General features: G+C 42.6%; 9 protein-coding genes. 5 read left to right on the top strand and 4 right to left on the bottom strand.

Translation table 11 applies throughout. The features are described 5' to 3' along the window. The first annotated feature begins 18 nt into the window (after positions 1-18). A complete protein-coding gene (gene lpxA / locus NEE14_RS07585) occupies positions 19-786 on the top strand; it encodes an acyl-ACP--UDP-N-acetylglucosamine O-acyltransferase (RefSeq protein ID WP_251968156.1) in 768 nt (255 codons plus the stop codon). A 95-nt stretch (positions 787-881) separates the two neighbouring features. Beyond that, the gene (locus NEE14_RS07590; RefSeq protein WP_251968155.1) at positions 882-1,733 is read left to right on the top strand and encodes a hypothetical protein; all 852 of its coding nucleotides are present in this window, start codon (positions 882-884) and stop codon (positions 1,731-1,733) included. A 3-nt stretch (positions 1,734-1,736) separates the two neighbouring features. Here the strand turns inward: NEE14_RS07590 and NEE14_RS07595 are convergent, their stop codons facing one another. Both NEE14_RS07595 and NEE14_RS07600 read right to left on the bottom strand, forming a co-directional pair. Next, a complete protein-coding gene (locus tag NEE14_RS07595) occupies positions 1,737-3,923 on the bottom strand; it encodes a tetratricopeptide repeat protein (protein WP_251968154.1) in 2,187 nt (728 codons plus the stop codon). A 93-nt stretch (positions 3,924-4,016) separates the two neighbouring features. Beyond that, entirely contained in the window at positions 4,017-5,174 is a 1,158-nt protein-coding gene (locus NEE14_RS07600) for an acyltransferase (protein WP_251968153.1), read from the bottom strand. A 126-nt stretch (positions 5,175-5,300) separates the two neighbouring features. On the opposite strand from NEE14_RS07600, the gene NEE14_RS07605 reads away from it, so the two are divergent. Continuing rightward, positions 5,301-5,912, top strand: a complete 612-nt coding sequence (locus tag NEE14_RS07605) for an ORF6N domain-containing protein (protein WP_251968152.1) — start codon at positions 5,301-5,303, stop codon at positions 5,910-5,912. Between the two features lie 55 nt (positions 5,913-5,967). Continuing rightward, positions 5,968-6,714, top strand: coding sequence for a nitroreductase family protein (locus NEE14_RS07610; RefSeq protein ID WP_251968151.1), 747 nt, complete (start codon positions 5,968-5,970; stop codon positions 6,712-6,714). 220 nt (positions 6,715-6,934) lie between these two features. Here the strand turns inward: NEE14_RS07610 and NEE14_RS07615 are convergent, their stop codons facing one another. Both NEE14_RS07615 and NEE14_RS07620 read right to left on the bottom strand, forming a co-directional pair. Beyond that, positions 6,935-8,515, bottom strand: a complete 1,581-nt coding sequence (locus NEE14_RS07615; RefSeq protein ID WP_251968150.1) for a RagB/SusD family nutrient uptake outer membrane protein — start codon at positions 8,513-8,515, stop codon at positions 6,935-6,937. Positions 8,516-8,538: 23 nt separating this feature from the next. Continuing rightward, on the bottom strand, positions 8,539-11,718 hold the full coding sequence (locus tag NEE14_RS07620) for a SusC/RagA family TonB-linked outer membrane protein (RefSeq protein ID WP_251968149.1): 3,180 nt from the start codon (positions 11,716-11,718) through the stop codon (positions 8,539-8,541). Between the two features lie 743 nt (positions 11,719-12,461). On the opposite strand from NEE14_RS07620, the gene NEE14_RS07625 reads away from it, so the two are divergent. Continuing rightward, positions 12,462-15,614, top strand: coding sequence for a SusC/RagA family TonB-linked outer membrane protein (locus NEE14_RS07625; protein WP_251968148.1), 3,153 nt, complete (start codon positions 12,462-12,464; stop codon positions 15,612-15,614). Positions 15,615-15,628 lie beyond the last annotated feature (14 nt).

Here is a 15,628-nt window from a genome sequence, read left to right on the forward strand (position 1 = left end):
CTATAAACAAATACAATTATGATTAGTCCTTTAGCTTATGTCGATGCAAATGCAAAAATAGGAAACAATGTAACTGTCCATCCGTTTGCATACATTGATAAAAATGTAGAAATAGGCGACAACTGTGAGATTATGCCTTATGCCAGTGTCCTCAGCGGAACCCGCATGGGAAAAGGCAACCGCATTTTCCAGCATGCCGTACTGGCTGCCGAACCTCAAGATTTCAAATATAAAGGCGGTGACACGCTGTTAGTCATCGGTGATAATAACGTGATCCGTGAAAATGTTGTAATCAACCGGGCTACGGCCGACGGACAGACACAGCTGGGTAATGGGAATTTCATTCACGAAGGCGTCCATATTTCTCACGATACAAAAGTAGGTAATCACTGTGTCATTGGCTATGGAAGCAAGATCTCCGGTAATTGCGAGATTGAAGATTGTACCATATTTGGTGGAAACATTCTGGTCAGCCAAGGATGCCGAGTTGGTTCATGGTCCATGATCCAGACAGGATGCCGCTTCCGGAAAGATATTCCGCCTTATATTGTAGCAGCCAAAGAACCGACAAGCTACTACGGAGTAAATGCAGTCATCTTATCGCATGAAGGGTACAACGAAAAGATCATTAAGCATATCGGTCATGCTTACCGTATCCTCTACCAAAGTAACTGCAGTATATTTGATGCCCTGCTGATGATTCGGGATCAGGTTCCGATGAGTGAAGAAATCGAACACATCATACAATTTGTCGAAGCTTCTAAATTAGGAATCATTCGAGACTGATATCCGAACAGATTCTTGAATATATAAAAGCGGCGTTCTGGTAACATTGAACCATGACGCCGCTTTTTTTGTTCTAAATAGAAAAGGAGGTTACTATGGCTAGACCCGTTATTCCCGGGATGTCGGCAGATGAACAGCTCAAACTGTATGAACAATTACAGCATTACAATGCAGAGCGCGATTCGTATAAAGTAGCTGGAGTGTATTTATTAGTGATTCCGCATGATGGGAAAAAGTGTTACTCTCTCTGGTGCTACTCGCCTACACTCGAACGAAATCCGATTCTCTTCATTCAGGATTTAAGTGAACAGATTCAGGAATCACTGAGGCTTGCCACTTCTATGTTCTTTTATTCCAAACGTAAGCTGCTGATTGTTGAATACAACGCAAAACGAATGACTTCAAAGGGGGATGATCTGATCGGGTTCGGCAAGTACAGAGGTCATTATTTATATGAGATACTGCAAATAGATCCGGCGTATGTAGTCTGGATTGCCAACAAATATACACCTCGTATTCCGAAGCAAGAACGCTTTGTCCAGATAGCCCGTGTATATGTATCTGTCTATCTGGATCGCATCTGGCAGAAGAAAAAGCAGACTGAAACATCTCACTACCTCGGGAAGAAAGGGCAGACCGTCAAAGATCTCACACTAAAGGTTTCTCATGTCCGGTTGGAAGACGATCCTTATAAAACAGGCGTTCAGGGCAATGAACCGGTGTTTTATGTGAACCAGATTGTCGGACTCACCGACATTCACGGCAATCGGGTGATTATCATTTTCCCGGCACTTTATCCCAGCCTGGTTTCCGGACAATTATCAGCTCTTGAACATGCATATCGGGCCGGAGAGATTCTGCACGTCTCTACGGCTCGTATATTTAAGATATTCGAATACCGCGGTATCAAATATACCCGACTCTATTATGTCCGTCTCAAACGATAAAAGTTACAGCATATACCGCAGTTGATCCAGCATCAGCGGAATTTCCTCTTCTTCAATACCGGCATTCTTCAGGTCTGCGATGTCTTGCTCAAACTGCTTGTAGAACTTGAACCAGTCTCCGCCTTCTTTTTCTACAGCCTGCTTATAGTAGGCCAACGCCGCCTTGTTGTTCTGTAAGACCCATTCTGTATGTCCGGCATTCAGGAAATCTTGGGTATTCGGTTGTGCCTCCAATATCTTCTTATAATATTTCCGGGCCTGATCATACTTACCGGTCAGAAACGAACACCAGGCAATCGGCCTCCAGGCTTTATGACTTGTCGTATCCAGATAATCTACCTTATAATAATACTTCAACGCTTCGTTATAATTCTTCAGTTCCAGATGACAATGCCCGATACTGATCTGAACAGACAGATTATCCGGGTTCAGCACCTCATACCGATGATAATACTCCAGCGCTTTGTCCGGCTGCTTCAGCGTTTTATAGCAGACAGCTATCCGGCGAATAATCCATTTGCTGTTTGGATTCAGCAAGTCTGCATGCAGATAATCCTTCAAAGCGCCTTCCAGATCACCGTTCATCTGACGGCAATACCCGGCTTTCTGATACAGGATGTCATTCTCGTTATCTTGCTGGATCAGTTCTTCAAAGATGTTCAACGCATCCTGAAAATAATTCTTACGCAAATAATATTCAGCGATAGCTGTCAGGCTGACCGCATCTGATATAAATGGTTTAACTTCTGCCAGGTGATGAAAGTCGAGCGTATAAGTAAATATGTCATCAAAGTCAAGATGACTGGGGAAAAGTTTATGGAAACGATACAAATCCTGAATGTATCGCCCGGCAATCTGTTCCACTTTCGAATGCTTTTCCTGCAATTCTTCCTGATTCTGACGAAGCATCTCTGCCGCCTGCCCGTCGAATTGTCCCATCATAGCCGTCCGTGCACTTTCGGGCAATTGCAGCATGCTCAGGAAAAAGGAATACTGATCTGAATTACACATGAACGATGTCTGCGTTACCTGTTCAAACAGATGCAACTCGTTCTGATTGCCTTTAAAACCGGAAGTAAGCACTGAATGCCCGGCATCAAACGGTAAAAACCAGTTTCCGATTTCCCGGAAGAACGGATAGTTTTTCAGATGGACAAATGTTGAATGTAAAACATCTGCTCCTTCCATCTGTAATTCGCTGAATTCCGTCATCATCCGGCTTAATTCTTTGTCGGCAAAAATCGAATCCTGCCATTCCGGATTCATTTCATCGCCCAGCTGCTCCGGATTCAAATCCTTCAGGTTTATCTTTTCTCCCAACGTTGGACTCAGTTTCATCATTCCCGGTAAGATTTCGTTCCACAGTTTCTTGGAAATCTTCTCTGTTTCCCGGGAGAGAATGAAGCGAAGAATAATGGTCTGTATGGTCTGCGAAAACGAAGGCAAAGCTTCTGCCAGCGCATGCATCCGGTCACTGATGAAAGGATATAACGAAGTCCGTTTCCGATATTTATACAAGACAAGTAAAATAGCGATCAAAGCCCGGACCGAAATCTCCTGTTTCTGACTGGAAGCGGCATCAAACAGAAGTGTCATTTTCTCTTTGTCAAAATATTCCTCGAGACTGAGCAACAGGGCTGAAACGACCTGGCAACCGACACTCTCCGGCATTTCTGTATCCTGCAGAATAGCCTGAAGTTCGCAGACTTCTTCGGTCGTTAATGGTCCGGAAATCCAAATCTTATTGAATAATGTCAGAGAAGCCGCCTCCAATTGTTGCTTGGCACTGATATCGGCATGGGCAGCCTGTATATCAGGCTCACTGCTCAGCTGTTGATACAAATACGTATAAGAGACTGCACAGGACTGCTTCAGCGAACGACGCCGGCTGTAGAAATACAACGGAGAATCGACCGCCAGCGCTTTTTGTTTCACCATGTCGGCTAGTTCATAAGTTGATGCTTGTATTTGCCGATAAATCTGTTCCTGCATCGGATCTTGTATGCCATCCATCCGATAGCGCAACATATATTTATAAGTTTCCTGCAGTTCATTCAGTTTATCCTGAAAATCGTAATGACCTGAACCGGCAATCAAGCCCTGCAAGCCATCAAAAGCATTTTTCAGTTCTTTCCGGTCCAGCCATTCAATAATCCGACTGTATGTTTTATTTATATCCTGTATAGTCATAAAAGTCTAATAAACAATAATCCTTGCACAAAGATAACATGTTTTGAGTTTCTAAGCGGGCATGTTTATAAGTTTTTAAGTTTAGATGCCGGTTCATCCGACCCAATACTTCGCTGTCTTTCCTGTTAGGCGGCGGATCAGGATAACCAAACCCCAGGAAACAAGAAAGGCGATGACTGCCGCCGCCGGTATTTGCAGGCAAATAGGAACTTCTGCCATACGCATCAAAGCGACACTCGGTCCAACAAAGAAATAATGAATCATATACACGCCAAACCCACAGACGGTCAGATTGGCCAAGGCTTTCTGTATCCGCTCCGAACGAACTGTTACCTTTTTGCACAGCAGGAAAATAGGTATCGTCATCATCACGACATTCGGCGAACAATAATAAAAGAACAATTCCAGCTGCTCATCGGTGAAATCTGGCAGCGAAGTCATGTGTCGGAAACCCGCAAAGGTGATGCCAAAACCTATGATAAACATCGGAATACCTGCCACCAGTATCTTCGGCAAAGACCAGTCGTGGTGACGTAAATAATGACCTAACAGCAAATAGCCGTTGAAACCGGCGAAATAATATAGCATGTAAAATTCATTCCAGGCACAAGCGCCCCAGATATACTCGTTTACAAATGCCCGGAGATAAGGAACAAATAAAGTAACGCCCCAACCAATCAGGAAGCACAATTTGGCTCTTTCGGAAGCCTTTTCTATCCAGGCCGAGAAGATTGGCATATACAAATACAATCCGATCAGCAGATAAATATACCACATATGCACATCGACAATCGAAAAATTCACCGGAATTTGTCCGATAAAGCCCAACGATACGGTCAGCGACTGACGGAGTGCGTCTTCACCTGCGTATGGGAAGAACGTGAGAATCACAGAGGGATCTAAACCCAACAATCCCGTCAGCCATGGAAACAGACTGTAAATAACAGACCACACCAGGAAAGGCCAGAACACACGACTGATCCGCTTCTTATAAAACGGACCACTCTCCTCTTTTACCGGAAGCAGCAAGGCTCCGGTAATCATCACAAACAACGGAACACACGGACGGAGCAAAGAGCCATAAACAGCGCCCCAGTATTTGATGCTTGCAATATCTGCCGTCGGATCACCGGCATAGAAGTTAAACGGATCTGCGCTATGGCAACAGACAACGGTAAACATAGCTACTAAACGAACGACATCAAGCCAGACAATGTGTTTAGATGGTTTAGAAATAAGTGCTTCTTTCATTGTTTTATTTGATTAAGTATTATTAATGGGATAAAGATAACAAGAATAATAGAAGCTACAGTCGGATTTTTATATGTAAGTTTGTAAGGAAATAAAAAGTGTCTCACTCCAATAAATTCAAACAACATGGAAAAAGATCATATGATGGAAAAAAGAGAGCCTCATGACACCATTAACCTATTCAAAGAGGTTCAAGAGAAAATATTATTCCTCCGAAATCAAGAAGTCATATTAGATGCGGATGTTGCTCAATTATATGGCGTGGAGACACGAGAGGTTAACCAAGCCGTACGCAACAATCCCAATAAGTTTCCAAAAGGGTATGTATTTGAGATTGATAGGCAAGAACTTACAGAGTTGCGATCAAAATTTTTGATCGCAAATAAATCTAAGAGCCGTACTATGCCCAAAGCCTTTACAGAAAAAGGCTTGTATATGCTTGCAACCATCTTAAAAAGTTCTCAAGCAACACAAACTACCATTGCCATTATAGAAACTTTTGCTACAGTTCGCCATCTGAAACGGGAACTCCGTAATTTACACGAAGAACACGACAAACAGCAGCAACAATCCAAGATGCAGTATTTTGGAGATTTGCTTTCAAGCATCGTCATGCCCGATTTGGAAACATCTGAAACAGAGTCCAGTTTGGAAATCAATTTCTTGATAGGCAAGATAAAGCATACGGTGAAACGGGTAAGAAGACAAAATGATCCTGATTACACCGAAACAGAATAATGTTTACATCAGCCGTTAAATCATCAGCTAATAAATTCAAATACTTATATTATTTATGATTGAATGTATGAAGAAAAGACGGACTATCCGTCAATACACAGAACAGGATGTTCCTGAAGAATTATTATGTGAATTACTGGAAGTCGCTTCCCGGGCTTCCAATACGGGAAATATGCAGCTTTACAGTGTGGTTGTTACCCGCGACCCGGAGCGGAAAGCACAACTGGCTCCGGCTCATTTCAACCAGCCGATGGTGACAAGTGCACCCGTAGTCTTGACATTTTGTGCAGACGCCAACCGGTTTGTCAAATGGGCAGAACAACGGAAGGCAAAGGCGGGCTTTGACAACCTGCAAATGTTCATGGCTGCTACCATCGATGCAATGCTTTTTGCTGAAGCTTTTGCCGAAGCAGCCGAAGAGAAAGGTCTCGGACTTTGCTACTTAGGAACAACGGCCTATAATGCCGACCAGATCATAAAGATTCTTTCATTACCGAAATTAGTGGTTCCGATTATTACGATCACCTTAGGATATCCGGCAGAGCCACTGCCTGAACAATCAGAACGCTTGCCTTTGGCAGCCATCATGCATCAGGAAACATATACCGACTACACACCGGCATCCATCGATCAGTTCTATCAGGAAAAGGAAGAGCTGGCTGTCAACCAAGAATTTGTACGCATCAACCAGAAAGAGACATTGGCCCAGGTCTTCACCGACTTGCGTTACACAAAAGCCAACAACGAACATTTCTCTGAAGTTCTTCTTCAGGTGCTGAAAGATCAGGGATTCTTGAAATAGAAGATAACGAGAATCGTAGATGAAAGTAACGAGAAGCTTTTTTAAACCTCGTTACTTTTAATCTCAAATACGCCGGCTTTTACTCAAAACACGCCAGCTTTTGATGAAAAGCCGGCGTGTTTTTTTACAGTTCAGACCGAGGCAAAAAAATATCCGTCTGATTTACGAATAAACCAGACGGACATTACTATTTATATAAGGTATGTATTAGCCTCATACATTATACAGTCGGTTGCGGAGCAGCCGGGTTGTTATCGCTTTCAGCAATACCTTTGTTTGTTTCCATTTCGCACTGCGGAATACGATAGATCATGATCTGAGATTCCGGTTCCAGATTGTACTGAACGATTGCTTCGTAGTTGGTATTCTTACGGATAATCGGTTTCTTCAGACGCAGGATATCGAACAAGGAGAAACCTTCACCCCACAATTCCATACGACGCTGCAACCAGATTTCGTCCTGCATTGCCTGAGCAGATGTAGCTGTGCAAGTGTATGACGGGTTACGATAAGTCTTCACGAAGTCTTCCAGTGTCTGTTTAGCTGTAGTCAGGTTACCCGACATCGCTTCACCTTCAGCCTTGATCAGATACATTTCTTCTACACGCATCAAAGGCCAGTCCTGTGAGTTGGTTGTATTACCCATTACATCCTGATAAGCACCGAACTTCACATTCGTATAAGGAGCCAAACCAAAGTAATCGATCACCGGAGTACCGTCTACCGTTTCATTATCAACCAAAGTAGATGTTCCTTCCGGAGAAATGAACCACTGTTTACGGATATCAGTATCAGGGATCTGATCATACAAAGCAGAACTTACATAACGGAATGTTCCGGTCAGCGTAGTATAACCGTTACCTGTCAATGAACACAAGTGAGACGGCCAGTTGATAATACCTGTTGTTACTACATCGTTATCCGGAGTAATCAGAACACCCCATAACCAAGAGTTGGCAGTAGCAGAGTTGAATGTCGGTTTAGAAACTTCAGCCAATGACTGCGGAGTACCACCGGCAATGGCCTTTTCTGCATCACTGGCAGCTTCAGCCCATTTCTGCATCAGCAGATTAGCACGGGCACGCAAACCATAAGCAACAGCCTCATCAATCTGATCCTTGTTTGAACCATTATCAAAACCGGCCAACAGTTCGATTGCCTGATTCAAATCGCTCATGATCTGGTCATATACCTGCTGAACCGTAGCACGCGGGTTGGTCTGCATTTCTTCTTCCGTCATTGTCTCAGTAACGATCGGAACGCAAAGCTCATTCTCATGTCCGGCATAAGTGAACTGATAGATCTGAGCCAGATTCAGATAATCGTAGGCACGGGCAGCCAAAGCCTGACCCCGGTAACGCTTCATCGATTCATCTTCACTTCCGTCTGTCAGCGTCAATACATTGTTGGCAGCCTTCAAGTGATTGTAGAAGGTCTTCCAGATCAGTTCATCACCTACGCTGGTATAAAGACGGTCTGAATAATTCTGAGCTGTTCCAAACCAGTTATAACCAGATGTAGAACAAGGCATATCCTGACCACCTTGTTCCAGGAACTGGCTGACAGCCGCTACACCATAATCGTTATGATAAGTCGTTGCATCGTCCGAAATAGTTCCAAACACATTCAGTTTGGCAGCCATTGCATTTACTTCGGCTGTAATCAAGTTCGGGCGTTCAGCGATGATATCTTCCTTCTGTTCACCACTCACATACTGGCCTTCCGGAAACTTGTCCAAATCACAAGAAGCCAGCAATAAAGCGGCACTTGCGAACATTAAATATTTATTTGTCATTTTCATATACTCTAAAAACAATTAACGGATTAGAAATTCAATGAGATACCGCCAGAAATCGTACGGATCGGTGAATAAACGTTATCAGCAGTCACATACCCCTGACGTGGATCCAAACCTTTACGAGCCGTCAGCAACGCTACGTTATCAGCTACGAAATACAGACGGATACCGTCGATCTGCAATTTACGAGTCCATGTCTTCGGCAATGTATAACCGAAAGTAATGTTCTGTAAGCTCAGGTAATCAGAACTTGTCAACCAGCGGTCTTGCGTCACAGTTCCTGTATATTGGTCTTGCACATTCAAACGGGGAACATCGGTATTCTTATTTTCCGGAGTCCAGGCATTCAGCATATCTACGTGCCAAGCTGCCCCCATAGCATCTGTACTCATCAAAGCCTGGTACGTGTAATCCAGGATACGACCGCCTAACTGATAAGCAAAGGCAATTGAGAAATCAAAACCATGGAATGTAAAGCTGGTTCCGAAACCACCATATACCTTCGGCAGGATATCGCCTGAAGCAAAACGGTTAGAAGATGCTTCAGAATAAGAAGTCGTAACAGTCTTACCTTCTGCATTTGGTTCTGTCAGAGCCCACTGGCTTTCACCGGTTTCCGGATTTACGCCTGCATATTTTGGCAAATACAACTGATACATAGATTCACCTTCGCGATAGATACGGCTACCATCTATCAACTGACCGTTCAATTCAGGAGCCAGTTCCAATACTTTGTTCTTGAAATGAGTCAGGTTGAAGTTGATATCCCATGTAAAGTCTTTTGTATTGATGATGTTTGAATTCAAATCCAATTCAACACCACGGTTCACCATTGATCCTACGTTTTCTGGGTAACGAGAGTAACCCATTGACGGAGATACCGGTTTGAAGTAAAGCATGTCGGTTGTCTTACGAGAGAAATACTCAGCGCTACCGCTCAACTTACCACCCCAGAATGTGAAGTCAAAACCAGTATTGAAGCTGTGTGAAGTTTCCCACGTAATATCCGGATTACCTTTATAATACAAAGAAGTAGCAAAGTCACCGTTATTGTTTGCCAATGTATACTGGTCCATATACGGATAATAGTTACGGTACAGACCACCTTCGTACATCAAGTTATCATTACCCTGCAAACCGTAGCTGATCTTGAACTTCAACATGTCAATCCATTTCTGGTTTTCCAAGAAGGCTTCCTTGTTCATCAACCAACCAGCACCGATTGACCAGAAGTTACCCCAACGGTTATCCGGGTGGAAGGCAGAAGAAGCATCACGACGATAAGAAGCAGAACCGAAGTACTTGCCATCATAATCGTACTGCACACGGAACAACCAGCCTTCGGTTGCATAGTTGTTCGTATAAGAATAATTATTCTGGTTCAAAATACCGTTGTACAATTCGGAAACATCCGGATTATAGATCTTTTCACGTGAACCATACAATTCTTGATATTTATAGTTGTAGTTTTCATGACCGGCCAATACATCCAAATTGTGCACCTCGTTGAATGTCTTGTTGTAAGTCAGCAAATACTGCTGGTTCGTACTGAATGTACGTTGAGATGCGACATAAATCATACCTCCAACACCACTCGTTTCAGAATATTGTCCATAGAATGGATTGACCATATTAGTATAACGCACATTGTTGGCATCTACACCAATATTGATCTTTGCCTTGATACCACCCCAGATATCGATATCTGCAAACCACTTACCGCTGATAACATCACCTGCATATCTCATCTTATCCAGCATGTAGCTTGCCAACGGGTTAGCATTCGGGATTACATTGTTACGCTTAAAGTTCGTATCCGATCCATAATCATAACGTAAGAAACCACGGTTGTCTGTCATGATATTTCCGGAAGCATCACGGATATACATCGGATAGATGGCACCCATAATATTGGCTGCGTAGAAAGCATTCGCATTCGAAGTACCGCCTTCAGTATCCTGCTCACGGCTGTCGTAGTGCGTAAACGATACGTTACCACCCATCTTCAACCAAGGCTTCACCTGATAATCTGCTTTCAAACGGGCAGAATAACGCTGGAAACCTGAGTTCGGAACGATACCCTGATCATCCAGATAACCGGCAGACATATAATAGTTCATCTTGTCGTTGGCACCGCTCACACTCAGGTTATATTCCTGACGGGTGTTGTTTTCGAACAATGCGTCACTCCAGCTATCCGGTGTATAATAATATGTACCGTCAGAATAACCCAATGTTGCATTCGGATTCAGTTTACCGTCCATACCGATCAGCTGTTCACCATTCGGAATGGTAAATACCTGATATCCTAAATAAGAAGAAGACAACATGGCCTGGTTGGCATATGCATTGGCACTTGCCAGATCACCAGCAGCTGCATAGCCCTTCAAGTCGCCATTATAGATGGCTGAATAAGCCATTTCATAGAACTTACCCGGATCTGTAACTGTTTCGTATGATGGAATACCACGTTTGTTTACTCCCCACTTAGCATCGAAAGTAACGCGGGCATCACCCGTCTTACCACGTTTGGTCGTAATCAAGATAACACCATTGGCACCACGTGCACCATACAAGGCATTTGAAGCAGCATCCTTCAAGACAGTCATTGACTCAATATCAGAAGTACTGATAGCTGAGATCTCACCATCATAAGGAACACCATCGACTACATACAACGGAGTGTTGCTGGCAGAAATAGAACCGATACCACGGATACGAACCGTAGCGTCTTTACCCGGCTGACCAGTACTACTGGTTGTCTGTACACCGGCTACCTGACCTGCCAAAGCATTTGTTACGTTAGATGTCTGACGAGAAGTAATCTTTTCATCCTTAATCGTCGCAGCAGAACCTGTAAAAGCTGATTTCTTGGCAGTACCATAAGCTACGACCATTACTTCATCCAACGCTTGTGAGTCAGATTCCAGAACAGCATTTACCTTTGAAGAAACACCCACTTCTACCTTCTTCATACCTACGTATGAAATCTCCAGAAGCTTGCCATTGGAAGGAACATCTAATGTGAAGTTACCATCAAAATCAGTTACTGTACCGATTGTTGTTCCTTTTACGACTACTGATGCACCAATTACCGGATCACCGTTTTCATCAAGAACTTGACCGGTCACCTTGGTGTTTTGAGCCATTACCGCAGTCATACCCATCAACAGGCTGGCTACAGTCAGAGTAAACCTTTTCATCATAAATACACTTATTTATTAAACATATAAATATTCAAACCTTTTCTAAAGACAGACTTAGTACATACCGAACTTACAGTTCTGTCTATCATCGACCTCTCTAATGTTTTGTTTCTTTGCTTTCGCTTATTAGAGGCTGCAAAATTACAACAAAAAATGTAAAAATGCAACGAATCATAAATTTAACAATCTAATCATTTACGTATTATCACCCGAAATATATCAGAAAGTCACAAAATAAAACATTATACATACCAATTCAGACCACACAACGTAACACTATTGTTGTATTTATTACGTTTTAATGTAATTTTGTTCGCCATAAATTTATCTCTTTTTTTTAAATATACAATCATTCACCCCTAAAAATTCTCTATTCTTAGCATAGAAATAGCTAAAAATAGAAATTTCCCTATCATATGATGCTTATTTCGTTGTCTGTCATCGGTTCTCCGTTCTTTTGGCTTTACCCAAAAGAACCAAAAGGTCAAGGCTTACACTCCGAAGGCCGGAATACTAATAATTGATCGCTTTTCGCGCGTAGGCGCGTTACTCTCTCTCAATAATAAATATACTTTCTTATCCTTTTCTTTACTATACTTTACTTTATGCACTTTCCACGGTTAAAATCGGCGTTTTAGCTGTGCAAACAAGGGTTTCATCTGTGCTTAAAAAGCGGTTCGGTATGGACTAAGTCTTTTTAGTAAAGGTTTGAATATTTATATGTTTAATAAATAAGTGTATTTATGATGAAAAGGTTTACTATGACTGCGGCTTGCCTGCTGATGGGTATGACTGCGGTAATGGCTCAAAACACCAAAGTGACCGGTCAAGTTCTTGATGAAAACGGCGAACCGGTAATTGGTGCATCAGTAGTCGTAAAAGGAACAACAATCGGTACTGTAACTGATTTCGACGGTAACTTCACATTAGATGTTCCTTCGAACGAAAAACATCTGGAGATTTCATACGTCGGTATGAAGAAAGTGGAAGTGCGCGTTTCTCCTCAGGTAAAAGCTGTTCTGGAATCTGACTCACAAGCGTTGGATGAAGTAATGGTCGTAGCTTATGGTACTGCCAAGAAATCTTCTTTTACTGGTTCTGCTTCTAATATCAGCAACGAAAAACTTGAGCTTCGTCCTATTACGAACGTAACCAAAGGACTTGAAGGACAAACTACCGGTTTATTGACAACCTCAGGTTCTGGTCAGCCTGGTGAATCAGCAAAAATCGTTATTCGTGGTTATGGTTCTATCAACGCATCACAAAACCCGTTATATGTAGTCGATGGTATTCCTTATGATGGTGATTTGTCATCTATCAATCCTTCGGATATTCAGTCCATGACAGTTTTGAAAGATGCTTCTGCCGGTGCTCTTTATGGTGCACGTGGTGCCAATGGTGTCGTTATGATCACAACCAAGCAGGGTAAAGAAGGTAAAACCTCTGTAACCTGGCGTTCAACAGTAGGCTGGTCATCCAGAGCATTACCTGAATACAGTACCGTAAATCAGAAAGACTTCGTTCAATTGACATACGAATCTTTACGTAACGGATATATCTTCAACAACGGTTATGACTGGGCAGATGCTGAAGCGCAAGCCAGAGTCGATTTGAGCGGTACGTTAGGAGGAGAGCTTTATAACCCATTCAAGAATTATACCTGGGACAATATCATTGATCCACAAACCGGTATGGTAAGAGCAGATGCTCAATCAGTATGGAATGAACGATGGATGGATGCCTTATTAAAGAACAATGCTTTCCGTCACGAACATCAGTTAGGTGTTAACGGTGGTACTGAAAAGACAAAGTACATGTTCTCTTTGGGTTATCTGAATGAAGATGGTATTTTGGTTACTACCGGATTCCAGCGTTATAATGCCCGTGCCAATGTCAATTCTCAGATTACTGACTGGTTCAATGCTTTCGTAAATACATCTCTTTCTCATTCTATCCAGAATTACAGTGATTACGACGGATCTTCTACGTCTAACGTCTGGTATTCTTCTCAGTTTGTTTCACCGCTGTTGCCTCTTTATATCAAAGATGCCAACGGAAACAACGTATTGGATGAGAATGGTAATCCACAGTTAGACTACGGTGAAAACGGACGTCCGGGTAGTTACAACGATTATAACCCGTTAGGTGGACTGGTTGATGATAAAGCCAACATCAAAAATGACGTAGCCGGTGTTCGTACGGGTATCACGTTAGGATCAGACAAAGATGAATACGGTGTATTCAAAGGACTGAAGCTGAATGTCAACTTCGGTATGGACTACCGCAGCCAGAATAAGATGTCGTACATGAACATGTATCATGGTAACCAAGCTGCAGCCGGCGGTTTATTGACCAAGAACAACAGCCGCATGCAGAGTTATACCTTCAACCAGTTGCTGACTTGGAACCGTTCCTTCAATTTACATAACTTCGATGTGATGGTAGGTCATGAATTCTATGCTTACCAATACGAATATCTGGAAGCTGGTAAAACCAATCTGGTAGACGGTATCTTGGAATTACGTCCGGGTACAACATTGTATGCAGCCGATTCTTATACAGATAAATATCGTATTGAATCATGGATGGGACGTATCAACTACAACTTCGATGAAAAGTACTATGTATCGGCTTCTATCCGTACTGATGGTTCTTCTCGTTTCTATAAAGATAACCGTTGGGGTACATTCTGGTCATTAGGTGGAAACTGGCGTATTTCTAAGGAAAAATTCATGGAAGATGTAAACTGGGTAGACAACTTGTCAGTAAAACTCAGTTACGGTCAGCAGGGTAATGATAATATTCTGAACTCTTTAGGTGCCAGCAACTATTATTTGTGGCAGAGTTTGTATGACTTGAGTTGGGCAAACGAAAATCAGATCGGTGCTATGGTCAGCTCTTTGGAAAACAAGAATGTTACCTGGGAAAAGAACGGCAACATGAACGTAGGTATCGAAGCTTTACTGTTCGACAGCCGTATCAGTTTGAATGCTGAATATTACAACAAGAAAACTGTAGACATGCTGTTGTCATACCCGATGGCTACTTCAACCGGTTTCAACGGTTACAATGCCAACGTAGGTAATATGCGTAACAGCGGTTTCGAATTCGAATTGAGAGTAACTCCGGTCCGTACGGATAACTTTACATGGAACGTAACCTGGATGGGTTCAACCGTAAAGAACAAAGTATTAAAGCTGACAGGAGAATCTCCTGAAATCATCAGTGGTGTGTACAGTATCAAAGAAGGAATGCCTATCAATACCTTCTATATGGCTAAATCGGCCGGCGTTGATCCTGCTACCGGTGCTCAGTTATACTGGGTTTATGACAAAGACGAAAATGGTAATATTACCAACGAACGTATCAGTAGCGACTATACAAAAGCAGCCAACAGTAAATATTATTTAGGCAGCCGTATTCCGGATCTGTATGGTAGCTTAGGCACCGATTTATCATGGAAAGGCCTGGATATTTCTATCCTGACAACCTATTCTATCGGTGGTAAGATCTACGATAGCCTGTACCAAGGTTCAATGGAAAATATGTACTACAACAACGCCTGGAACGAACATGCTTTACGCCGTTGGCAGAAGCCGGGTGATATAACCGATGTTCCGCGTATTGAAGTAGCCAGCTCAAATACAACCAGCGACCGCTTCCTGATCAATGCTTCTTATTTCACAATCAAGAACATCACTTTAGGATATACGTTGCCGAAAGCTTGGACTAAAAAAGCTACGCTGAATACAGTCCGCGTATTCGGTTCTGTCGACAACCTGGCTATTTTCAGCCATCTGAAAGGTATGGATCCGCAGTATAATTTCTCAGGACAGACTGATTACAGCTATTCACCAAACAGAACTGTTTCATTAGGTGTTGAAGTTAATTTCTAATTAATTAAAAAGAA

Source organism: Parabacteroides sp. AD58 (assembly GCF_023744375.2).
Taxonomy (GTDB): domain Bacteria; phylum Bacteroidota; class Bacteroidia; order Bacteroidales; family Tannerellaceae; genus Parabacteroides; species Parabacteroides absconsus.

Coding starts and splice junctions, on each gene's coding strand:
- NEE14_RS07595 (WP_251968154.1), bottom strand. CDS start 3,923: ATGACTATACAGGATATAAATAAAACATACAGTCGGATTATTGAATGG.
- NEE14_RS07605 (WP_251968152.1), top strand. CDS start 5,301: ATGGAAAAAGATCATATGATGGAAAAAAGAGAGCCTCATGACACCATT.
- lpxA (WP_251968156.1), top strand. CDS start 19: ATGATTAGTCCTTTAGCTTATGTCGATGCAAATGCAAAAATAGGAAAC.
- NEE14_RS07600 (WP_251968153.1), bottom strand. CDS start 5,174: ATGAAAGAAGCACTTATTTCTAAACCATCTAAACACATTGTCTGGCTT.
- NEE14_RS07620 (WP_251968149.1), bottom strand. CDS start 11,718: ATGATGAAAAGGTTTACTCTGACTGTAGCCAGCCTGTTGATGGGTATG.
- NEE14_RS07590 (WP_251968155.1), top strand. CDS start 882: ATGGCTAGACCCGTTATTCCCGGGATGTCGGCAGATGAACAGCTCAAA.
- NEE14_RS07610 (WP_251968151.1), top strand. CDS start 5,968: ATGATTGAATGTATGAAGAAAAGACGGACTATCCGTCAATACACAGAA.
- NEE14_RS07615 (WP_251968150.1), bottom strand. CDS start 8,515: ATGAAAATGACAAATAAATATTTAATGTTCGCAAGTGCCGCTTTATTG.
- NEE14_RS07625 (WP_251968148.1), top strand. CDS start 12,462: ATGATGAAAAGGTTTACTATGACTGCGGCTTGCCTGCTGATGGGTATG.